This window comes from Marivita sp. (assembly GCF_020055675.1).
In the GTDB taxonomy this organism is placed as follows: domain Bacteria; phylum Pseudomonadota; class Alphaproteobacteria; order Rhodobacterales; family Rhodobacteraceae; genus Marivita.
Genome location: NZ_JAIPUS010000009.1, coordinates 23493 through 44580, shown reverse-complemented (window position 1 = coordinate 44580; position 21088 = coordinate 23493). Strand labels below are relative to the sequence as shown.

Genomic DNA, 21088 nt, shown 5'->3' with positions numbered 1-21088 from the left:
CGCATTGCCAAGGTCAACCCTGCCAGCGCGCCAAACCGGGATTTATCCCGCCTGTCGGACGGTTAACGCGTCACCGGGTGAAATGGTTCACGGCCGACGCGTCATCCGCCGACGTGCTCAGCAAACCAAAGACATAGCCAGCGACCGACCGGAAACAGACCACCCGCGCGTTTCTGGCGTCATCCATCCAGAAGGCCGCAGCGACCTGTGCCAAACGTGTGCGGCGCAACTCGCCCGGCTCGAACACGCCCGGAGACATGTCGGCTGGGGCCAGTTTGGCGATGACTTCGCGCAGCATGCTGCCCTTAAGCCGGAACACCGTGCGGGCGTCAGAGACATTGACAACCAGCGCATGCGCGTCTTTCACCTTCTCGGCCAGTTCATCGGCCATTGCCCGGGCCCCTTCATATGGGCAGAGCAAAAGCATCTCGTCCGGGGACATCCAGAGCGCGCCGGTGTCGCCCGCGAAGGCCGTGCCGCGCTGCGCGGGGATATCTATTCCGAAGAGACCGTTGACCGAGGCGCGGATCGTGTCGTCCGCAAGATCCCCGCGCAGGGTGATCATGCCCTGCCCGGCCAGTTCCTCGATCTGCACCAGACCATCGAAGGCTGCGCCGTCAAGCGCCAGTTGCACATCAGACATTCTGCTTCGCCCCCTCGGGATCAAAGAACACGGGGTTCACGATTTTCGCCTTGACGGTGTCATCGCCACCGGCGGTGAGTTCGATCACCTCGCCCATGCGGTCCGGCCCATTCAGCACCAATCCCATCGCGATGCCTTTGTTCAGTGTCGGGCTGCGATAGGTCGAGGTGACGCGCCCTTGCGTGTTGCGTTGACCGTTTTCGTTGCTGGCATCGGCAATCGCGTGGGCCCCGTCCTTCAGCGTGGACCCGTCGAGCGTTTCCAGCCCCACCAGTTTCCAGCGCTTCGGATCGACCATGTGGCTGCGTTGCTGCGCGCGTTTGCCGATATAGTCGGTTTTCTTCTTGGAAATCGCCCAGTCAAGGCCAAGGTCCTGCGGGATCACCGTGCCATCGGTTTCATCCCCGATCATGATGAAGCCCTTTTCGGCGCGCAAGATGTGCAGCGCCTCGGTGCCATAAGGGGTGATGTTCCATTGCTGCCCGGCCTCGACCAGTTTGTCCCACAAGGCGCGGCCCAGGTTTGCGGCCACGGCGATCTCAAAGCTCAATTCTCCCGAGAAGGAGATGCGGTGAACACGGACCGAGAGGCCCGCCAATGCGCCGTCGGCCCACCCCATGAAGGTGAGCGCGTCTTGCGACACGTCCATGCCGCCCAGTTTTTCAAGCAGCTTGCGCGCATTCGGGCCGACCACGGCGATCTGCGCGTATTGCTCGGTGGCATTGACGGTCCAGACCTTCCAATCCCACCACTCGGTTTGCAGCCATTCCTCCATGTGTGCGTGAACGCTCTCCGCCCCGCCGGTGGTGGTGTGGCACAGGAACGTGTCCTCGTCGATCCGCGCCACCACGCCGTCATCACTGAGGAACCCGTTCTCGGTGCACATCAATCCATAGCGGCAGCGCCCGGGCTTCAGCGTGCTCATCATGTTGGTATAGAGCATGTCGAGGAAACGCCCGGCATCCGGCCCCTTGACGATGATTTTGCCCAGGGTCGACGCATCCAGCAGGCCAAGGCTGTTCCGGGTCGCCAGCACTTCGCGCTGCACCGCGTCTTCGACAGTTTCGCCCGGCTGCGGATACGCGTAGGGGCGGCGCCAATGGCCCACCGGTTCCCAATGCGCGCCGTTCGAGTCATGCCAGTCGTGCATCGGAGTCTTGCGGATCGGCTGAAAGATCTCGCCGCGGGCCTCGCCGGCGATAGCCCCGAAAGAGATCGGCGTGTAAGGTGGGCGGAAGGTGGTGGTTCCAACCTGCGGGATATCTTCGTTCAGCGCATGAGAAAGCGTCGCGAGACCATTGATATTGCTCAGCTTTCCCTGATCGGTTGCCATGCCCAGCGTGGTGTAGCGCTTGGCATGTTCAACCGATTCGAAGCCTTCTTGCGCGGCCAGTTGCACGTCCGACACCTTCACGTCGTTCTGGTAGTCCAGCCAGGACTTGGTTCGCAGCTTTCGCGGCGCGCCCTGTGGCATCATCCAGACCGGCACCAGCGGCGCCTCATCGGGCGCGTCGCCGCTGGGCGCGGCGGCGTCGCCCTTTGCAGCGCCGACAGCGCTTGCGGCGGTTTTTCCCGCATTGGCCGCGTTTTGCAGAACGGCGTTCAGATGCATCTCGCCATCCGCGGACCCAGCGGTGATCACGAACGGGGCGCCATCGTGGCTCGTGGGCGCGCGCGCATGATCCGGGCGGAAAGCGGCCTGGCCTTCGTCCCAGAACAGCTTGCCGCCACAATGGGACCAGAGATGCACCACGGGTGACCAGCCGCCGGACATGGCAACCGCATCGCAGAAAATCTCTTCAAGCACCTCGCCATCGCCCGCCTGAACGCCACGGCAAACGGAGTGCACACGTTTCGCGCCCTTGACCTTGACCGCCGCGGCACCGGTTTCGACCCGGATGCCAAGCGCCTTGGCGTCGTCCATCAGCGCGCCGCCGCCGTTGGGACGCGCGTCAAGGATCGCGGGAACCTTGAGCCCGGCCTGCACCAGCGCGATGGCGGTGCGGTAGGCGTCGTCATTGTTGGTGACAACCACGGTGCGGTCGCCGGGGCTGACGCCAAAGTTCACAAGGTAATCGCGCATGGCGGAGGCCAGCATCACGCCGGGAATGTCATTGCCCGCAAAGGACAAGGGCCGTTCGATGGCCCCTGTCGCGGTGATGATCTGGGCCGCCCGGATGCGCCACAACCGGTGGCGCGGGCCAGATGCTTCGGGCGCGTGATCGGTCAGGCGTTCGTAGCCCAGCACGTAGCCGTGGTCATAGACGCCCGCTCCCATGGTGCGGGTGCGGATTTGCGCATTCGGCAGTGCGTCCAGTTCCTCACACGCCTTGGCGACCCAGGCGTCCGGATCCATCCCATCGATGGTGCCACCGTCGACCGGCGCGCGGCCGCCCAGGTGGGCGGTCTGTTCGAGCAACAGCACCTTGGCCCCGGCGCGGGCAGCGGTAAGGGCGGATTGCAGACCGGCAACACCGCCGCCGATCACCAGCACATCGGTGAAGGCGTAGAAATGTTCGTAGCGGTCGGCATCGCGCGACTCGGAATCCGGGGCTTTGCCTAGACCGGCGGAGTGGCGGATGAAGGGCTCGTAGATGTGTTTCCAGAACGGGCGCGGATGGATGAACATCTTGTAGTAGAACCCCGCGCTGAGGAAGCGCGAGAGCGTGTTGTTGACGATTCCCACATCGTAATTCAGCGACGGCCAATGGTTCTGGCTGGTGGCGGTGAGGCCGTGGAACAGCTCGGTCGTGGTGGCGCGCTGGTTCGGCTCGAACCGGTCGCCCTCGCCCAGGCCCACCAGCGCGTTGGGTTCTTCGGAGCCAGACGCCACGACACCGCGCGGGCGATGATACTTGAAGCTGCGCCCCATCAGCATCTGGTCGTTTGCCAGAAGGGCCGAGGCAAGTGTGTCGCCCAGATAGCCGTTCAGGAGCGTGCCGTTGAACTTGAAGGACACAGGCCGGTCGCGGTTGATCAGGCGGCCCTGGGTTTGAACGCGGGTGCTCATAAGTCAGACCTTGGCGCTGGCGGAAGCGTCGGAGCCTCCGGCGGGAGTTTTGTTGGCAAGATGAAGGGTCACGCGATGTCCCTCCATGTGAATCCGGGGCGTTTGGCGCGGATGGTATCGAGCAGGTCTTTCGGCGGTTCCGTCGTCTGGGCGCTGTAGGTGCCGAACACTTCGAGCGTGTTGGTGCAGCGCGCCGCGTGGAACCACTTGCCGCAGCCGTTCACATGCCGCCAGCGTTCGAAATGCACCCCCTTGGGGTTTTCGCGGTGGAACAGGTAGCCGGTGAAATCGTCATCGCTCGACTCGGGGCCAAAGCGTTTCAGATGCGCTTCGCCACCGGGGTGCAGATCGGTTTCCTCGGCGGCGACGCCGCAATAGGGACATTCTAGGCACAACATGGCAGCCTCCGGAAATGGGACAGGTCGGGACAGCGACGGACCATCACCGGCGGCGCAATGGCGCGAGACGTGTCAGCCGGTGCTGTCTGAAGCTTCAGGGGATCCATAGGGCGGATCGGTTTGTTCATCGACGAAATAGACGACCCAACCCGCGAGGCCGAGGACGACCAACAGGATGGCGATGGCGAGAAGATATTTGAAGGCCATGAAGGAACTCCGTTCAGGGGTGTCGCATGAGCAACCCCCGCCCCGGGCACCGTGTTCCCGCACGGATCTTGATGCAAGGAGAAGGTCAATGCGCCACCCCCGCTGCCACGCTTTCATCGATGAACCGCCCCTCGCGGAAGCGATTGAGGCCGAATTCCGCGGTAAGGGGCGAATAGCCCTTGGCGATCAGCTCGGCCATGCCCCAGCCGGATCCGGGGATCGCCTTGAAGCCGCCGGTGCCCCAGCCGCAGTTGATGAAACAGCCCTCAAGCGGCGTCTTTGACAGGATGGGTGAGCGGTCGCCGGTCATGTCGACAATGCCGCCCCACCAGCGCAGCATCTTGAGGCGCGAGATCATCGGGAAGGTCTCGACCAGCGCGCGGACCGTTTCCTCGGCGTGGTGGAACGACCCGCGCTGGGTGTAGTTGTTGTAGCCATCCGCACCGCCGCCGATGACCATTTCGCCCTTGTCGGATTGGCTCATGTAGCCATGCACAGTGTTGGCCATGACGACCACATCCATGCAGGGCTTGATCGGCTCGGACACCAGCGCCTGCAGGGCCACGGATTCGATGGGCAGACGAAAGCCCGCCATTTCGGCCAGCACACCGGAATGGCCGGCGACGACCAGCCCCAGCTTGTCGCAGTCGATCTCGCCCTTGGTCGTGGTCACGCCTTTGACGCGGCCACCCTCCCGGCGCACCGCCGTGACCTCGCATTGCTGGATGATGTCCATGCCCATGTCCGAGCACGCGCGGGCATACCCCCAAGCGACCGCGTCGTGCCGCGCGGTGCCGGCGCGGGATTGCCAGAGCGCGCCAAGAACAGGGTAGCGCGGACCGTTCAATTCGATGATCGGGCAGAGCCGCTTGACCTCGGACGGGCTGATGAACGTCGTCTCGACGCCCTGCAGGTTGTTGGCATGTGCGGTGCGTTGGTAGCCGCGAACCTCGTGTTCGGTCTGGGCCAGCATCATCACGCCGCGGGGGCTGAACATGATGTTGTAGTTCAGATCCTGGCTCAGCGTTTCGTAGAGCGAACGCGCTTTTTCATAGATCGCGGCAGACGGATCCTGGAGGTAGTTCGAGCGGATGATGGTGGTGTTGCGCCCGGTATTGCCGCCACCCAGCCAGCCCTTTTCAAGCACCGCCACATTGGTGATGCCAAAATTCTTGCCCAGGTAATAGGCCGTGGCCAGGCCGTGCCCACCGGCCCCGACGATGATCACGTCATAGGCCTTCTTGGGGTGCGCCTTGCGCCAAGCGCGTTCCCACCCGGTCTGGTTGCGAAGGGCCTCACGGGCAACGGCGAAGGCGGAATAACGTTTCATGGGCGACTCGAGGCTTGGGACGATCTTGGGGATATGTGGACCGAACAGCCGGGTCTGCGGATACTCACAGCGCCGGTTTTCAGTGTTTTTGCGACATGGCGCTTTGTCACGGGGGTTTGCCCTTTTTTCAAAGGGACTGCAGGTATACATGATCGGTAAAACAGCTTGTGGATATTGCGAAAGATGACGGTTTTCTGGATCGCGACCATCGTTCTGGCCTTTGGTATGGCTGGCCTTCTGGGGCTGGCGCTCGTGCGGGGGCAGCGCAACACCGGCCCGGCTGAATCCTTCGATCTTCAGGTGTATCGTGACCAGCTGGGCGAGGTGGATCGCGATCTGCAACGCGGGGTGATTTCCAAAGAAGACGCCGAGCGTCTTCGGACCGAGATTTCGCGGCGCATCCTGTCTGCGGATGCCAAGGCCACCTCCGAGACAGCCGCGACGGCGCAGCCCAACGGGCTGGGTTACACGGTCGCAGCACTGATCGGGGCGACATTGATTGGCGGAAGTTATTGGATTTATTCGCAGCTCGGCGCGCCGGGCTACGGCGACCTGGGACTGGCGACGCGTCTGGACATGGCCGAGGAGGCGCGCGAAAACCGCCCGTCACAGGACAGTGCCGAAAGCCAGCTCCCCGCCGGTGACGCAGCCGAGATCCAACCGGAATACGCCGATCTGGTCAAACGCCTGCGCGGCGCGGTGTCCGAGCGGCCGGGCGACCTGCAGGGCCATGTCCTGCTGGCGCGGTCCGAGGCGGCGATGGGCAATTACGTGGCCGCCTACCGCGCACAGGAGCGTGTGCTGTCGATCAAGGGCGACAGGGCAACCTCGAAAGACTACGCCGACCTTGCGGACATGATGGTGCTGGCCGCCGGTGGCTATGTCTCGCCTGAGGCGGAGCGCGTGCTCGAGGCGGCGCTGAGCCGGGATGACCAAAACGGCGTGGCGCGATATTACATGGGGCTGATGATGGCGCAGACAGGGCGGCCCGATGTCGCCTTTCGCGTTTGGGACGGGCTGCTGCGGCGCAGCCCGCCGGATGCGACCTGGGTGCCGCCGATCCTTGCCCAGATCGAGGAGATGGCGCAGCGCGCCGGGGTCGATGACTACCAGGTGCCGAGTGTGGCCGCGGCCCCCGGCCCCACCGCCGAGGACCTGGAAAGCGCCGAGGACATGAGCCCCGAAGACCGCCAGCAGATGATCCAAGGCATGGTGGCACGGCTGTCCGACAGGCTGGCTACCGAAGGCGGGCCGCCCGAGGATTGGGCGCGGCTGATTTCGTCGCTGGGTGTTCTTGGCGACGAGGCGCAAGCCATTGCCATATGGAACAATGCGCAGGAGGTCTTTGCCGATAACCCGGACGCGCTCAACATCGTGCGCGAGGGCGCGCGCGCTGCCGGCCTGGTGCTGTGAGCCTGTGATTCACGGTGATTTCTCCAATTTTGCCGCGGCCCTGCCCCCGATGCGCGCAATCGCGGGGCTGGACCTGGGAACAAAGACCATCGGTGTGGCCGTGTCAGACGGGATGCGCAGCGTGGCAACCCCGCTTGAGACGGTGAAACGGCACAAGTTCGGACGCGACGCGGAGGCGCTTCTGGCGATCCTGGCAAAGCGCGACATTGCCGGGGTCGTGCTGGGCCTGCCGCGCAACATGAACGGGACCGAGGGACCGAGATGCCAGTCCACCCGCGCCTTTGCCCGCAATTTCAGCGCGCTCTGGGACCGTCCGATCGGGTTCTGGGACGAGCGCCTCTCCACGGTCGCGGCTGAAAAAGCGCTCCTTGAGGCGGATACGACGCGCAAACGTCGCGCAGAGGTGATCGACCATGTCGCGGCGAGCTATATCCTGCAAGGCGCGTTGGACAGATTGCGCTATATCGAGGCCCAGGGACGAGGGAGCGGACAGGCATGAAAGACGATACCCCGCAACGCGACCGGATCGACAGCCCTTGTGTGCAGATCTGCGTGGTGCATCCAGACGCCAGGCTGTGTACCGGCTGTCTGCGCACGATCGACGAAATCACCGCATGGTCGCGCATGTCGCCCGAGGCCCGCCGGGCGGTGATGGCGGAACTGCCGTCACGCGCGGGCCAATTGAAAAAGCGGCGCGGCGGCCGGGCGGGCCGGATCTCGCGGTAGAGCGATCTCGTGGGTTTCGCGGGACCCAAGTCACGGACGACATGCGCGCCGCCTCGGCTCTGGATCGCCTGCGACCCGGATCGCACCTGCCCTCGCGGACGGGGGCGATCCTTACGACAGGCCCGGGCATCAATGATGCGGCATCCACCCAGGCCCCCAGCGCCAGCAGGTCAGAGGCAGTCAGCAAGCGACGTAGCGAGCCGGCGCAAGAACAGCCTGTAGAACTCCGGTCCGGGCTCAAGATCAGCGCCGAGCGGGTCGAGAACGCCGGTTTGCGCCCCTGATCCATCCACCACGGCAGACACGATGCCGGGGTCGAATTGCGGCTCTGACAGAACGCAGGAAATGTTTCGGTCAGCGATGTGATCCTGGATCTCGGAAATGCGCGCCGGGCTGGGATCGGACGCATCCGAGACCGAGATCGCCCCGGAGGCCGGGAAATCGAAGGCCGCTTCGAAATACTGGTAGGCGTCGTGAAACACCACGAAGTTGCGCCCACGGACCGGGTCTAGGACCATGTTGATTTCAGCGCTGAGCAATGTCAGCTCGTCGCGCGCGGCAGCGGCGTTCGCATGGTAGGCGGCGGCATTGTCGGGATCGGCCGAGGCAAGGGCGTCGGCGATTGCCGTCAGCCAGACTGCGCCGTTTTTCGGCGACAGCCAGGCATGGGGGTCATTGCCCGCGTGTTCATGGCCGGCATGGTCTTCCTCGTCGTGCCCCGAATGGGCGCGGTCGTCGTGATCTTGCGTCTTGGTCTCCTCCGCATGGACGTGTTCGGACCCGTGCTGGTCTTGCGCGGCATGGTCGTCATCATGCGAAGCGTGGTCATGCCCGTCATGCACCTCGTGATCTGCCGCTTCAGCGTGACCCGCGCCGTGATCGTGGTCATGCGCCTCGAAAAGCGCGTTCTCGCGCACGGGCAACACGGTGGTGGTCTCAAGGTCGAAGAGCCCGATCACCGAGGCATCCCCGGCGAGCGTTGCCACCGCGTCCTCGAGCCATGGCGTCAGCTCTGGCCCGACCCAGAACACCACATCCGCGTCTTGCAGGGCTGATGCCTCTGACGGGCGCAGGCTGTATTCATGCGCCGAGGCCCCGGGGGCCACGATCAGCGATGGCTCTCCCACGCCTTGCATCACCTGGGCGACAAGCGAATGGATCGGCGTTATATCGGCCACCACGCTGGGCACGTCGGCGTTGACGGCGCCCGCAAACAGGGACGCGCCAACCGCGATGGGGATCAGGCTTCTGGACATTGCTCTCTCCATGTGATTTTATAACAATACGGACTGATTACAGGATATGTGATAATATGACAAGACTGCCCCGCGCAGAAAACTCCCCGCCCGCCGATCCGGTCGGCTTTGAATCGCATGACCACAGGACCTGCATCAGCGCCGCGACCAACGCCGCCGAGGCGCAATGCACGGCGGAAGGTCTGCGCTTTACACCGGTGCGGCGCAAGGCGCTGGAGATTCTCTTGCAGGAACACCGCGCGCTCGGGGCCTACGAGATGCTGGACCGGCTGCGCGACGCGGGCTTCGGATCGCAACCACCGGTCGCCTACCGCGCGCTGGAATTTCTGGTCACGCATGGCTTTGCGCATAAGATCGAACGGCTGAATGCCTTTATCGCCTGCGCGCATCCCGGCGCCAGCCATGCGCCCGCCTTCATGATCTGCCGCGAATGCCATTCCGTGGCCGAGGCGCAATCCACTCCCACCCGCGACACGCTGGGCGAAGCCGCGCGCACTGCGGGGTTCCGGATCGAACGCACCGTGCTGGAGGCCGAGGGCCTTTGCCCGGCCTGCATGGAAACGGCCGACACATGAGCCTTGTCACGGTGACGAACCTGAGCGTCGGCTACGGCGCGGAACCGGTGTTGCGGAATGTATCCCTGTCGATCGAACCGGGCGAGATCGTCACGGTTGTCGGCCCCAATGGATCGGGCAAGACAACGCTGCTGCGCTCTCTGATCGGCGCGGTTCAGCCGGGTGGAGGCCGGATCACCCGCAAGCCGGGATTGCGAATCGGTTATGTGCCGCAAAAACTGCATATCGACCAGACGCTGCCGATGACCGTGGACCGGTTCCTGCGCCTGCCTGGCAATACCTCGAAAACATCGAGCGCGGCAGCCCTTGACCGCGCGGGCGTGCCAGCGCTGTCGCGCCACCAGATGTCGGCGCTTTCGGGAGGTCAGCTTCAGCGCGTGCTGCTGGCGCGGGCATTGATCAACCAGCCGGATTTCCTCTTGCTCGATGAGGCAACGCAAGGTCTGGACCAACCGGGATCGGCCGCGTTCTACCAGCAGATCGAGCAGGTGCGGCAGGACACTGGCTGCGCCGTGCTGATGATCAGCCACGAATTGCACGTTGTGATGAGCGCGTCGGACCGGGTGATCTGCCTCAACGGGCATGTCTGCTGCGAAGGCACGCCCGATACCGTCTCGGCGGCCCCTGAATACCGCGCTCTGTTCGGGACGGGCACCGGCGGGGCGTTGGCGCTTTACCGCCATGACCACGATCATCACCATGACGGCGAATGTAACCACGGGTCCGACAAGGCGCATTCCGACAAAAAGACCGAGGCCGCAGAGTAATGCTGGATGATTTCATGACGCGCGCGGCGCTGGCCGGCATTGGCGTGGCGGTGGCTGCCGCCCCTTTGGGCAGTTTCGTGGTGTGGCGGCGCATGGCCTATTTCGGAGACGCCACGGCCCATGCGGCGGTGCTTGGCGTGGCGCTTTCGCTTGCGCTGCAAGTGTCGGTCTTTGCCGGCGCCATGGCGGTGGCGCTTGTCATGGCGGTGATCGTGACACTTCTTGCCGGGCGCGGCTACGCGATGGATACGCTGCTGGGCGTGCTGGCCCATTCGGCGTTGGCCTTCGGGCTTGTGGCGGTGTCGTTCCTGTCGGGCATCCGGATCGACCTGATGGCCTATCTGTTCGGCGACATTCTGGCGGTGTCGCGTGGCGATCTGGCGGTCATCTGGGGCGGAGCGCTTCTGGTGGTCGGGTTGATCGGGTGGCGCTGGTCGGCGCTTTTGACGTCGACGCTCAGCGCCGATTTGGCCTATGCCAGCGGCATTGATCCGAAGCGTGAACAACTGGTCCTGACACTGGCGCTGGCGATCACCGTGGCGATGGCGATAAAGGTGGTGGGTGTCTTGCTGATCACGGCGATGCTGATCATCCCGGCCGCGGCCGCGCGACCCTTTGCCAGCACCCCCGAGCAGATGGCCCTGACCGCCGCCGGGATCGGCGCGGCGTCCGCCGTGATCGGCTTGCAGGCGGCCTTGCTGCTGGACACTCCGGCGGGGCCCTCCATCGTCTGCGTTGCGGCGTTGGTCTTTCTTGGGTCAAGCGTCCTGAGCAGCCTGCGGACCTGAGCCGGTGCCGGCGATGCATCGGGGTCGGGACCCTAGTCCGGCGCGTTGGGGAAGAACAGCTGCTGATCGGCGACCGTGTAGGCGGCAATGGCGTCCTGCCCCTCGTCCGACACCAGCCAGTCCGCGAAGGTCTGCGCCGCATCCACGTTCACGGAGGGGCATTTCGCCGGGTTCACCGGGATCACGCCATATTGGTTGAACATATCCTCGTCGCCCTGCACGGTAATGGCGTAGTCCTGTTTGTTGCCGAAACTGATCCATGTGGCGCGGTCGGTCATGACATAGGCGCCCATGCCTATCCCGGCATTCAGCGTCGCGCCCATGCCGGAGCCGATCTCGCGGTACCACGCGCCCGAGGCTGCGGTCGGATCGACACCGCTGTCGGCCCAAAGTGCCATTTCCTTCTTGTGCGTGCCGCTGTCATCGCCACGCGAGGCGAAGAGCACGCCTGTCTCCGCGATCTTGGCCAGCGCCCCCTGCACATCATTCATGCCCCCGACACCCGCCGGATCGGCGGCGGGGCCGACAATGACAAAGTCGTTATACATCAGGTCCGTACGTTCGGTGCCGAACCCGGCGGAAACGAACTTTTCCTCCGATGGCTTAGCATGCACCAGAAGCACATCGCCGTCGCAATTCTCGGCGTTTCTGATGGCTTGCCCGGTGCCCACGGCCACGACATTGACCTGTATGCCGGTTTCCTCTTGGAAAATCGGCAGCAGGTAGTCGTAGAGACCCGAGTTCGCGGTCGATGTTGTCGACTGGACAATGATGGACTGGTCCTGCGCCCACGCAGCGCCCCCGATGATAAGTGCGGCCGTTGTTGCCATAAACTTTCTTGCAAGCATGTTGCTCTCTCCCTTTCTTGATGTGTCAGACGACAATCCTGCCGTTCAGGTAATCCCGGGCCGCATCACAGCGGGGCTCGGGGAAAAATTTGCTCGCTGGGCTGTGCTCGGCCACACACCCGCGGTGCAGGAACACGACGTCATCGGCCATGCGCCGCGCCTGCCCCATGTCATGGGTCACGAAGATGATGCGCACGCCGCTGTCCCGCGCCTCGCTCACGATCTGCTCGATGGCGAGGACCGAAGCCGGGTCGAGGCTGGCGGTGGGCTCGTCAAGGAACATGACCTCGGGATCGGTGGCGAGCGCCCGTGCGAGCGCCAGGCGCTGCGCCTCACCGCCGGACAGCAGCCGCGCGGGCTGATCAGCCTTGTGCGCGAGCCCCACATGATCAAGCAAGGCGTTGCGCCGGGCGCGATCCTTGCCGCGCACCTTGAGGACAAAGTCGACATTGGCCGCCACGGACCGCCGCAGCAGGACCGGCTTCTGAAACACCAGCGCCTGCCGCGCGGTCACATCCGCCGCGCCATGTCGATCCCAGAGGATCTGACCCGCAGTCGGTTGCATGAGGCCGTGGAGCAGCTTCAGAAGCAGGCTCTTGCCCGATCCGTTCGGCCCCATGACCACCGTGCAGCCGGATGCTCCGAGATCGAGACACAGCCCGTCCAGCACCGTCACGTCGCCGAAACGCAGCACGAGATCCCGAACCGCAAGCGGCAGGATCGGCATTTTCTGCGCGTCGACCGCATCGGAGGCGGTGGTCATGGCCATTGCGTCAGACATAGGCCTGCCGCGCCGCTGTCATTCGTACTGAGTGGACCGCCGCATTGACGCCAAGCGCAATCACCAGCAGAACGATGCCAAGAGCCAGGGCGAGTGCCAGATCGCCTTTCGATGTCTCCAGCGCAATCGCCGTGGTCATGACGCGCGTCAGGTGGTCGATATTGCCGCCTACGATAATCACCGCGCCAACTTCGGCCACCGCACGGCCGAACCCGGCGAGCCCGACAGTCAGGAGCGAATAGCGCGCGTCCCACAGAAGTGCCTGGACCGTCTGCACCCGCGTCAGACACAAGGAACGGAACTGCTCTGAATATTCGGAGTGCAGGTCCTCAATCACCTGCTGCGACAGCGCGGCAATGATCGGGGCGATCAGGATGATCTGGGCGATGATCATCGCGGTCGGCGTATAGAGCAGACCAAGAAACCCCAGCGGACCGGAGCGGGACAGGTGCAGGTAAACCAGCAGCCCGACAACCACAGGCGGCAGCCCCATCAAGGCGTTCATCACGATCAGCACGGCATTGCGCCCGCGAAAACGGCTGATCGCCACCAGCGCCCCGACAGGAAACCCGACCAGACAGGCGATGACCGTCGCGGTCAGGCTAACCTGCAGGGACAGAAGCACGATCTCGAACAGGTCCGGGTCGCCGGACAGCACCAGCTTTGCCGCAAGTCCCAAGGCGTCGGCAATGCTTTGCAAATTTTCCCTCGATTTGCATATTTTAACAATCGCCCGCATGAACGCAGGACATCGCGCATATTTCAAGGCTCATTTTCGGCGTTATGCGCGTTTGAACGTCGTCACGGTGCCCGGTTCGGACCGTGTGCTGGCAGATCGCCGGATGCATGGCTATGGCGGTCGCGGACCGCGTCGCGCAGACCTCCCGGCCCTTCGGTTATGACTGCGGTTCCAACCCGGATGTCAGGCCGCCTGGTCGCCCCCGAGTCCAGAGATCGCCGCGATAAGGTTTTCCTCGGTCACTTCTTCAGAGGTGAATGTGCGCATGACCCGGCCCGAGTACATCGCCACGATGCGGTCGGCGACATGCAGGACCTCGGGCATTTCCGAGCTGATCACGATCACCGCGTAGCCTTGGGCGGCCAAATCACGCAGAAGGTTGTGGATCTCGGCTTTCGAACCAACGTCGATGCCGCGCGTGGGTTCATCCACGATCAGCACATTGGGGTGCATCGACAGCCATTTGCCAATCACGATCTTCTGCTGGTTGCCGCCGGACAGATTGCCGACCGTCTGCTTCCAGCCCGGCGTGCGGATATCGAGCTTGTCGCGGTACTGGTCGAAGATCGCGATCTCTGCGCCGTCCGACACGAACGGCCCCGCCTTTAGGTCATCCACTTGCGGCAGAGTCATGTTATCACGGCAATTCATGCCCAGAACGAGACCCTGCCCCTTGCGGTCCTCGGGCACCAGCGAGATACCACGTTCGATCGCATCATAGGGGGAGTGAATTTTCACCTCTTGCCCATCAATGAGGATCGTTCCGGCCGATGGGTCGCGCAGCCCGAAGAGCGTTTCGGCAATCTCGGTCCGGCCCGCGCCGACAAGACCGTAGAACCCGACCACCTCACCGCGCCGGACCTCGAAGCTGACATCGGAATACAAATCGCCACAGCTCAAGCCCCGGACCTCGAGCGCGACATCGCCCAGTTCGTGATGGGACACGTTGCGGCTGAGATCGAGCTTGCGCCCGATCATCATCTGGGTGACGCCTTCTTCATTCGTTTCGGCCGTGTTGAGGGTGCCCTGGTACTGGCCATCACGCAGCACGCTGATACGGTCGGTGATCTTGAAAATCTCCTCCATCCGGTGAGAGATATAGGCGATGCCCACACCCTGCGATTGCAGATCCGCAATGACTTCGAACAGCACCACCTTTTCCGCATCCGTGAGCGAGGCAGTCGGTTCGTCGAAGATGACCGCCTTGGCATCCACGGTGAGCGCACGGGCGATTTCGACCATCTGCTGGTTCGCGATGGAGAGATCGCCGACACGGGTTCCGGCATCGAAGCCGACGTTCAGCTTTTTCAGGATCGCATTGGTTTTCTCGGCGAGCGTGGTCCAATCCACGCGGCCAAAGCTCTTGCGCGGCAGTTCTCCGAGGTAGATGTTCTCTGCCACGCTGAGTTCCTCGGCGAGGCTGAGTTCCTGGTGGATGAAGACGATGCCCTTGGCCTTGGCGTCCAGCGGACCGGACATGACCGTCGGCTCCTCTGCCACGATGATCTGGCCTTCATTGGGCTGGTGTATACCGCCAAGGACTTTCATCAGGGTGGATTTCCCGGCACCGTTTTCGCCCATCAACGCGTGGACCTCGCCGGGCAGGATGGACAGCGAAACGCCATCCAGCGCACGCACACCAGGAAAGGTCTTGACGATGTTCTCAAGCCGCAGGACAGGGGTTTTCCCGGTCATACCTTCAACTCCTCTTTGCCTTTCACGTTCAACTGCCGGTCAAGGAACAGCACGGCGATCAGGATCAGGCCGATCACGAGGTTCACGGTCGATGTGTCGGCGCCGATGTGGCCCAGCCCCTTGCGCAGAAGCTGGATCGCCAGCACGCCGCCAAAGGTCCCGATCACGTTTCCCGCGCCGCCGGTGATCTTGGTCCCGCCCAGAACCACCGCCGTGATGACCCATAATTCGTACAGCATCCCGTCATTCGGATTCACGCTGCCGCTTTCGGCATAGAACACCACCGCCGATAGCGCGGCCAGAAAGCCGATGATCATGAAGTTGATCATCATGTGCGGACCCACGCGGATCCCCGCGTTCACGGCAGCCTCGCGGTTGTTGCCGATGGCATAGGCGTTTCGCCCATGGACGGTTCTGGCCATCAGGAACCAGATCGCCAGCGTCACGAGAAGCAGCACCCAGGACGCGGTGGCCAATCCGAGGAACTCGGCCTCGGCAAAATCCACCAGCGTCCAGTTGAGATGCGATGTCGGGTTTTCCCCGTTGAACATGAAGACGATGCCGCGAAAGCCCAGCATCGACCCCAAGGTGACGATAAAAGCATCCACGCCGGTCTTCCAGACAATAAGCCCGTTGATCGCCCCGAAGAAGACACCGGATGCCAGCGCCAACAGGCAAGACACCGGGATCACCCAGTCGCCCAGCCCGGCAAAGATCGGCCAGGTCATGCTGTCCAGCAAAACGATGGCCGCGATGGCGAAAGTCGCCCCGACACTCAGGTCGATATTGCCGTTGACCATCACGATCGTCATGCCCATGGCGATGATGCCGATCGGCGCCGACTGCTTGAGCAGCAGCAGCATGTTGTCGATATCCATGAAGGCCTGATCCGTGATCGCCATGAATTCTCCGGCGATCGAGAAGAAGATCAGCTCAAGCACGATAAAACCCCATATCGCGCCGTTTTTCAGAGCCTTGGAAACTGTGCCCTTGTCCATGCTGATGTCCATGCTGCGTCCCCTCAAGCGATCGATGACCAGAGCTTGCCGCGTTTGGCCGCGATATCGAGCCAGACAGCAAGGATGATGATGACCCACGTCACGACATACTGGACGTAGAACTCCAGCCCCATGATAAGCAGACCGTTTTGGATGAACCCGAGGATCAGCACGCCGATGACGGTCTTGAAGATCGTGCCCGAGCCCCCCAGGAGCGAGGCGCCGCCCAGAATTACCGCAGCCAGCACTTCAAGCTCCATCCCCTGGCCCACGGTATTCTGCGACCCCAGCGACCGGCTGGCCTGGATCAGGCCCGCGGTGGCCACGCAGAAGGCCGAAATCAGGTAACAGGCGAACACGGTGCGCGCGCGGCGAATGCCGGAAAAGGTGGCGGCGGTGCCATTCCCGCCGACTGCATAGATCTTGCGGCCAAATGGGGTCTTGGACAGTATGATCCCCAGAATCGCGGCAAGTCCCAGAAAAATCAGGATCGGCATCGGAATGCCCAAGGCGCTGCCCTGACCGAAAATGCTGAACCAGGTGCCCTCCTTGTCGGCGATATCCATGTTCTGACCGCCTGAATAGGTGAGCGTCAATCCGTGAATGGCCGACAGCATTCCCAAGGTCACGATAAGCGAGTTGAGCCTGAGATACCCCACCAGAAAGCCGATAAAGGCCCCCAGGCACAGCGTCATGCCAAACATCGCCGGAATCGCGAGGAGCGGGCCAAGCTCATCGTGCAAATCCAGCACCACGATGGTTGAAAAAGACATCATCGACCCAACCGAAAGATCGAGGTTGCCGCTGATGACCACGAAGGTCACGCCAAGCGCCATGATCCCCAGGATGGCCGAGGACCGCACAACGCTGAACAGATTGTCCATGGTCAGGAACTTCGGGTTGGCGATGGTAAAGACGATCATGAAGATCGCGAAAGCGATCAGGATGCCCTGTTTTGCCAGAACAGTCCCGATCTGTTGTTTTGTCAGTGTGGCCATGAGCTCCTCCCAAAGATCGTTGGCATCCGGTCCATATCAGTCAGACCAGGGTCATTCCCCCGTCGATCATCACGATCTGACCGGTCATGTAGTCGCTGTCCTTGGACGCAAGAAATGTTGTCGTCCCGGTGATATCCTCCGGCGTGGCCACGCGGCCCTTGAGGATTTCGGACGAAAACTCCTCCATCGCCTGTCCCGGACGCTCGGCGGCCCCGATCTCCATCAGGTCCTGATCGACCTGTTCCCACATCTCGGTCGCGACGACCCCCGGCGCGAACCCTGTCACCGTGATACCATGTTTTGCCAGATCGCGCGCGCCCGATTGCGTCAGCGCGACCACGGCGAATTTCGAAGCGCAATACGGCGCGACATTGTCGAACCCCTGCCGGCTGGCGATGCTGGCGGTGTTGATGATCTTGCCCTGTCCGCCCTGGGCGATCATTTGGCGGGCGGCTTCCTGCATACCGATCATGCAGCCCAGACCATTGATGCCCATGATGAAATTCCAGTTTTCCTCGGTCACATCGAGGAAATTCATCGGCCTGTTCACGCCGGCATTGTTGAACTTGACATCCAGCCGGCCAAAGATGCCAACCGTGTGGGCGATCATTGCCCTGACCTGTTCGCGGTCTGTCACATCGACTGCCGCATGCGCCACACGCGCATCTGCGCGCGCCGCGCGCGCGGCGTTGGCATCCGCGACCTCGGCAACCTTGTCGGCATTGATGTCCGCGAAACAGACATTCGCACCTTCGTCCAGCAACGCCTCGCCAATGGCGCGGCCAATGCCTTGCGCCGCACCGGTCACGATGCAGGACCGCCCCGAGACTCCTGTCATCCCGTTCATCCATATGTCTGAGTGTAGAAGAAAACACGCGAGGCAGACGAACCGCCCCGCGCGTTCCGGGAGGAGATCAGAAGACGGGCTTGTCGTACTCGTCTTGATTTTCCTGAGTGATCTTCGGCGTGTCGAAGTAGTTGAGGAAAGGAACTTCCTCGCCGTTGAGCACATCGATCGCCGTTTTCAGAGCGGCTTCCGCGTCATCGACCGGCGACTGGTAGATCGATCCCCAGTAATCGCCGTCCTGCATGGCTTCGTAGCCCACCGCAAAGTTGGTGGCACCGACAAAGATGATGCCGTCGCGACCCGCTGCCTTGGCAGCATTCAAGGCGCCGACGCCCATGTTGTCATCGCCCGCGTAGACGCCGTCGATATCGTCATACTTGACGAGGAACGCCTCCATGACCTGCTGCGACTTCTCGCGGTTCCAGTCGCCCGGCTGCTTGTCGATCTGCTCCACGTTGGGGCAGACTTCCGGCAGACGATCATCGAAACCCTTGGCGCGCTCGATCGCTGTGGTGTAGCCCGGCTGACCGGTGATATGCACGACCTTGGCTTCGTCCTCGATGCCCATGTCCTTGAACTTGTCGCACATGATCTCGGCAGAGCGCTTGCCTTGGGTGATGTTGTCCGGACCCGAGAAGCTGGACACGAAGTCGAACCCCTGCTCGGCGATGTTCGAATTGGTGACGATCACCGGAATATCGGCCTGATGCGCCTTGCGCACCGCCGGGATCACCGCTTCACCGTTGGTTGGCCAGATAATGATCGCATCGACCTCTTGCTGGATCAGGTCTTCCATCTGCGCGATCTGCCGGGCCACGTCACCGCCCGCGTCCAGCACGACAGTCTCGACCATGTCATTGGCCTCGGCCGCAGCGATGAAGGCTTTTTCATACGTGGTTTGATAGCTGTCGACGCCGACGTTGTTCTGCGTGATGCCAATGGTCATTGTGTCGCTGTGCGACCCGGCCATTGCCGTGCCGGTCAGCGTTGTCGATGCAACCAGCGCTGCCGTTAATGTCGTTTTCATACTTTGGTCCTCCCACGGATATATTTAGAAACGATTGCGACCGTCCTCTCGGCCTGTTCCGTTGCCGGAGCAATCTGCGGTCTATGGAGCGATATTTCCCAAGCGGACGAACGCTCCTTTTTATCCATTTTCGATATATTTTTATCCATATTCGATTTTTAAGTGATATCCAATTTCCACCAGTCTGAACATTTTCAAGGGGTGGCGCCAGTGCCAACGCAAGCAATTCCAAGACACCGACCCAACCCAGGGACACAATGCACGAAACCTTCGCAAATGATATCCAATATGGACAAACACCGATGACACGCGCCGACTCCGCGCCGCGTCTTGTGGCGGGTCCCGAATTGGAAAGAGTGGTCGGGTTTCTGCAATCCCTGCATGTCGAGCTGGACAGCGCGATTGAGCCAAGCACGCCGAACCCGCATCTGAACATGATCCTGCACCTTCTGCACAGCCATTCCGAAGGGCGGCTGGTCTCGCCGTCGTCAATGGTCGCAGCGGCCGGGGTGCCCTATGCAACCGCAACGCGCAAACTGGCCGAGATCAAGCAGGCCGGGCTGATAGAACAGCGCCCCCGAACCAAGAGCGGCAAAAGCTTTTCCCTGCATCCAAGCCGCGAATTGCTGGACAATTTCAGCCAGTTGGCCGACCGGATCGAACGCATCGCGCGAACCTCTTTCGGGACGGCAGACGCCAGCGACAACTCGACCAGTTATTATTACGGCGGCTCCTACCAGGCCGCGCAGGCAACGATTGCCCCGCCCCAGGCCCTGCCCCGGCCGCTCAAGCTGTCCGGCGGACTGCGCATCCTGGTGCATGGCGATCCGACATTCATGGTGATGGACAACCTCAAGCGGCAGTTCGAACAACTGGTCGGCACGGGCATCCATCAACGCGCCTTCTCGATAGACCGCTTGCGCGAAGAAGCACTGCGCAATGCCGAACGCGGTAAAAGCCGTTACGACATCATTGCTGTCGACCTGCCCTGGCTTGGCGAGTTCGTCGCAAAGAAGATCATTCGCCCCCTGGATGAGGTGATGGATATCACCCGCCTCGATCCGGCGGATTTTCACACCGCCGGGTGGCGGGCCGCGCATTGGGACGGGCGGCCCTTCGGTGTGCCAAGCCAGACAACTCCGGAACTGATGTTCTACCGCAAGGACTGGTTTGCCACAGAAGGCCTGGAGCCGCCCATCACGACGCAGGCCGTGATCGACGCGGCCCGCCATTTCCATGCCCCGCGCCAAGGGCGCTATGGCGTGGCGTGGAACGCGGCCCGCGGGACAGCGCTGGGGCATACCTTCATGATGACTTGCGCCGCTTTTGGCCAGCCCATCGTGGACCTGCCCGAAATCGCCGGCGGCTATGATGCCGATCATCTGGGCGATGGAGGGTTCCGGCCCATGCTGAACGGCGATCGTGCACTGGCCGCGGCGAATTACCTGATGCAGCTGCTGGAATATTCGCCGCCCGATATCCTGTCGATGTCCTGGTACGAACGGGTGCGCCCCTATGCCTCCGGCAAGGTGGCAATGGCCTATGGCTATACCCTGCTGGCCCCGTATTTCGAGCTGGATGACAGCTGTTCGGCGCATGACAACACCGGCTACCTGCCACATCCGCACGGCCCCGAGGGCGCGCCCATCGCGCCGGTGGGGGGCTATGTCTTCTGCATCCCGTCCAACCTTGCGCCGGATCGCATCGAAGACGCTGTCGACGCGCTGGTCACCTTTACCTCGCCCGGCGCGCAAAAGCTCTATGCGCAAAGCGGCAGCCGCACCGCGCCCCGCTATTCGGTTGGCGCGGACCCCGAGGTGCGCCGCCTTTCACCGATCTTCGAGCTTGTGGACCAGATGTCGTGGCGCGACGAACTGCAATTCTGGCCGCGCCCGCCGATTCCGCAGATCTCGGACATCATCCGCATCTGCGGCCACGAACTTCACGATATGCTGCGCGGGATCGTCTCGCCGCGCGATGCGCTCGACCGCGCGCAGGCGCGGGCCGAGGACATAATGGGACAACAGGTCACTTAGGGAGGA

Annotated in this window: 21 protein-coding genes; 7 read left to right on the top strand and 14 right to left on the bottom strand. The window is 62.7% G+C overall.

The features are described from left to right. Positions 1-70: 70 nt before the first annotated feature. The 5 genes from LCF59_RS08260 to LCF59_RS08240 form a co-directional block, all read right to left on the bottom strand. On the bottom strand, positions 71-643 hold the full coding sequence (locus tag LCF59_RS08260; protein WP_292286981.1) for a sarcosine oxidase subunit gamma: 573 nt from the start codon (positions 641-643) through the stop codon (positions 71-73). Further along, positions 636-3653: a sarcosine oxidase subunit alpha family protein gene (locus LCF59_RS08255; RefSeq protein WP_292286980.1), complete on the bottom strand. Its 3018-nt coding sequence runs from the start codon at positions 3651-3653 to the stop codon at positions 636-638. The genes LCF59_RS08260 and LCF59_RS08255 overlap by 8 nt, the downstream gene beginning before the upstream one ends. 68 nt (positions 3654-3721) lie before the next feature. Continuing rightward, on the bottom strand, positions 3722-4051 hold the full coding sequence (locus LCF59_RS08250; protein ID WP_292286979.1) for a sarcosine oxidase subunit delta: 330 nt from the start codon (positions 4049-4051) through the stop codon (positions 3722-3724). 72 nt (positions 4052-4123) lie between these two features. After that, positions 4124-4258, bottom strand: a complete 135-nt coding sequence (locus tag LCF59_RS08245) for a hypothetical protein (protein WP_292286978.1) — start codon at positions 4256-4258, stop codon at positions 4124-4126. Between the two features lie 85 nt (positions 4259-4343). Continuing rightward, positions 4344-5588 (bottom strand): sarcosine oxidase subunit beta family protein, encoded by a 1245-nt coding sequence (locus LCF59_RS08240; protein ID WP_292286977.1) that lies wholly within the window; start codon positions 5586-5588, stop codon positions 4344-4346. Between the two features lie 183 nt (positions 5589-5771). On the opposite strand from LCF59_RS08240, the gene ccmI reads away from it, so the two are divergent. From ccmI to LCF59_RS08225, 3 genes are read left to right on the top strand one after another with little or no spacing between them, the layout of a single operon-like run. Beyond that, a complete protein-coding gene (ccmI, locus tag LCF59_RS08235) occupies positions 5772-7001 on the top strand; it encodes a c-type cytochrome biogenesis protein CcmI (RefSeq protein WP_292286976.1) in 1230 nt (409 codons plus the stop codon). A gap of 4 nt (positions 7002-7005) precedes the next feature. After that, positions 7006-7500, top strand: coding sequence for a Holliday junction resolvase RuvX (gene ruvX, locus LCF59_RS08230; protein ID WP_292286975.1), 495 nt, complete (start codon positions 7006-7008; stop codon positions 7498-7500). Next, the gene (locus tag LCF59_RS08225) at positions 7497-7727 is read left to right on the top strand and encodes a DUF1289 domain-containing protein (RefSeq protein WP_292286974.1); all 231 of its coding nucleotides are present in this window, start codon (positions 7497-7499) and stop codon (positions 7725-7727) included. Before ruvX ends, LCF59_RS08225 begins: the two co-directional genes overlap by 4 nt. Before the next feature lie 170 nt (positions 7728-7897). Here LCF59_RS08225 and LCF59_RS08220 read toward each other — a convergent pair whose 3' ends face one another. After that, a complete protein-coding gene (locus LCF59_RS08220) occupies positions 7898-8983 on the bottom strand; it encodes a zinc ABC transporter substrate-binding protein (RefSeq protein WP_292286973.1) in 1086 nt (361 codons plus the stop codon). A 56-nt stretch (positions 8984-9039) separates the two neighbouring features. Between LCF59_RS08220 and LCF59_RS08215 the strand changes: the two genes are divergently transcribed. The 3 genes from LCF59_RS08215 to LCF59_RS08205 are packed head-to-tail and all read left to right on the top strand — an operon-like array spanning position 9040 to position 11113. Continuing rightward, positions 9040-9558 (top strand): transcriptional repressor, encoded by a 519-nt coding sequence (locus tag LCF59_RS08215; RefSeq protein WP_292286972.1) that lies wholly within the window; start codon positions 9040-9042, stop codon positions 9556-9558. Beyond that, positions 9555-10325, top strand: a complete 771-nt coding sequence (locus LCF59_RS08210) for a metal ABC transporter ATP-binding protein (RefSeq protein ID WP_292286971.1) — start codon at positions 9555-9557, stop codon at positions 10323-10325. The genes LCF59_RS08215 and LCF59_RS08210 overlap by 4 nt, the downstream gene beginning before the upstream one ends. Continuing rightward, positions 10325-11113, top strand: a complete 789-nt coding sequence (locus LCF59_RS08205) for a metal ABC transporter permease (protein WP_292286970.1) — start codon at positions 10325-10327, stop codon at positions 11111-11113. Before LCF59_RS08210 ends, LCF59_RS08205 begins: the two co-directional genes overlap by 1 nt. Positions 11114-11145: 32 nt before the next feature. Here the strand turns inward: LCF59_RS08205 and LCF59_RS08200 are convergent, their stop codons facing one another. The 8 genes from LCF59_RS08200 to LCF59_RS08165 form a co-directional block, all read right to left on the bottom strand. Further along, entirely contained in the window at positions 11146-11943 is a 798-nt protein-coding gene (locus LCF59_RS08200) for a substrate-binding domain-containing protein (protein WP_292286969.1), read from the bottom strand. A gap of 43 nt (positions 11944-11986) precedes the next feature. After that, a complete protein-coding gene (locus LCF59_RS08195) occupies positions 11987-12742 on the bottom strand; it encodes an ATP-binding cassette domain-containing protein (RefSeq protein WP_292286968.1) in 756 nt (251 codons plus the stop codon). Then, the gene (locus tag LCF59_RS08190) at positions 12735-13442 is read right to left on the bottom strand and encodes an ABC transporter permease (RefSeq protein WP_292286967.1); all 708 of its coding nucleotides are present in this window, start codon (positions 13440-13442) and stop codon (positions 12735-12737) included. Before LCF59_RS08190 ends, LCF59_RS08195 begins: the two co-directional genes overlap by 8 nt. 222 nt (positions 13443-13664) lie before the next feature. Further along, the gene (locus LCF59_RS08185) at positions 13665-15176 is read right to left on the bottom strand and encodes a sugar ABC transporter ATP-binding protein (protein ID WP_292286966.1); all 1512 of its coding nucleotides are present in this window, start codon (positions 15174-15176) and stop codon (positions 13665-13667) included. Next, complete coding sequence (locus LCF59_RS08180) at positions 15173-16174, bottom strand: ABC transporter permease (protein ID WP_292287069.1); 1002 nt, start codon at positions 16172-16174, stop codon at positions 15173-15175. The genes LCF59_RS08185 and LCF59_RS08180 overlap by 4 nt, the downstream gene beginning before the upstream one ends. 23 nt (positions 16175-16197) lie before the next feature. Next, positions 16198-17172: an ABC transporter permease gene (locus LCF59_RS08175; protein WP_292286965.1), complete on the bottom strand. Its 975-nt coding sequence runs from the start codon at positions 17170-17172 to the stop codon at positions 16198-16200. 40 nt (positions 17173-17212) lie between these two features. Further along, positions 17213-18010 carry an SDR family oxidoreductase gene (locus LCF59_RS08170; protein ID WP_292286964.1) on the bottom strand — a complete coding sequence of 266 codons (798 nt, stop codon included), beginning with the start codon at positions 18008-18010 and terminating at the stop codon, positions 17213-17215. Positions 18011-18086: 76 nt separating this feature from the next. After that, on the bottom strand, positions 18087-19046 hold the full coding sequence (locus tag LCF59_RS08165; protein ID WP_292286963.1) for a sugar ABC transporter substrate-binding protein: 960 nt from the start codon (positions 19044-19046) through the stop codon (positions 18087-18089). 302 nt (positions 19047-19348) lie between these two features. Here LCF59_RS08165 and LCF59_RS08160 point away from each other — a divergent pair, with 302 nt between their 5' ends. After that, the gene (locus LCF59_RS08160; protein ID WP_292286962.1) at positions 19349-21082 is read left to right on the top strand and encodes an extracellular solute-binding protein; all 1734 of its coding nucleotides are present in this window, start codon (positions 19349-19351) and stop codon (positions 21080-21082) included. The last annotated feature ends 6 nt before the right edge of the window (positions 21083-21088 follow it).